Origin of the sequence: Aurantimonas sp. E1-2-R+4 (genome assembly GCF_036549515.1) — a bacterium.
Lineage (GTDB): Bacteria > Pseudomonadota > Alphaproteobacteria > Rhizobiales > Rhizobiaceae > Aurantimonas > Aurantimonas coralicida_A.
Genome location: NZ_JAZHLK010000148.1, coordinates 1 through 886, shown reverse-complemented (window position 1 = coordinate 886; position 886 = coordinate 1). Strand labels below are relative to the sequence as shown.

At 54.0% G+C, this 886-nt stretch carries 1 protein-coding gene; it reads right to left on the bottom strand.

The window, feature by feature from the left end; translation table 11 throughout:
- Positions 1-5 precede the first annotated feature (5 nt).
- Positions 6-704, bottom strand: a complete 699-nt coding sequence (locus tag VQ045_RS21800) for a HipA family kinase (RefSeq protein ID WP_331831622.1) — start codon at positions 702-704, stop codon at positions 6-8.
- Positions 705-886: the final 182 nt, after the last annotated feature.

The following is an 886-nucleotide window of genomic DNA, read 5'->3' as shown; positions in this document are numbered from 1 at the left end:
GCCCATCAGCGCCAAAATGCCGAAAAGTTCATTGCCCCTGCATCGAGGGCCGCGTAACGTTCAACCCGGCATCGCCGCTCAACGAAGTTCAACAAACTTCGGGACATCCCCGGTCCAAGCCCCCATAGCGCCGGAACTGAGGCGACTATCTCCTCCACCTTTACCCTGGTCAGGCTTGATAGATCGTTCAGAACGTTGTCGACGGCAAGAGCGGTTATGTGTGGCTCAAACTCTGGAAACAGACCGTAAACATTTGGGTCCTCGATCCATTCCACGCGCGCAATTCCCACCTCAAATCCGCTGATATCGTCTGTAAAGCAGTGAGTGTGGTCTATCGGCGTCAGCTCATATCGCCTCTTGATCGGGGCGAAAAGAAGATTGTCGCTGTTTGAGCCCGCGTTGTCAAAACGGTCAACGTTCCGAATCCAGGTATCGAAGATGACCAGGCGCGAGACGTCATCTGGGCGGCTAAGCTTTTTGATCAGGTTATCCGTCCCGTCGCGGGTCACGGCGTTAGAAACGAACCGCGAAAAAAATAGCGGGGCCTCCATCGCTTCGAGGGGCCGCTCCATCATGATTTCAATATCGATCGTATGGATCACTGAGAACGGCGGGACAGACAACCCCAACCAGGACGCCAATTCTGCCGAGACAAGCTCGGATACCAATGCAGCAGTGCCTTGGCGGTTGTTCGCCGCTTTCACAATTCCGAGCCCGGCATCTGTTTCAACCAAAACCGGGTAGGTACTAGTCGCGTACTTCGATATTTCGCGTCTAACGACAGATGGCCGGCATACCGACCCACAATGGAGCACTTCGAAACACCCAAAAATCTTTCATTTTCAAGCGATGTTACCCCGTGGGTACGCGAAGTGCAATATGCGGA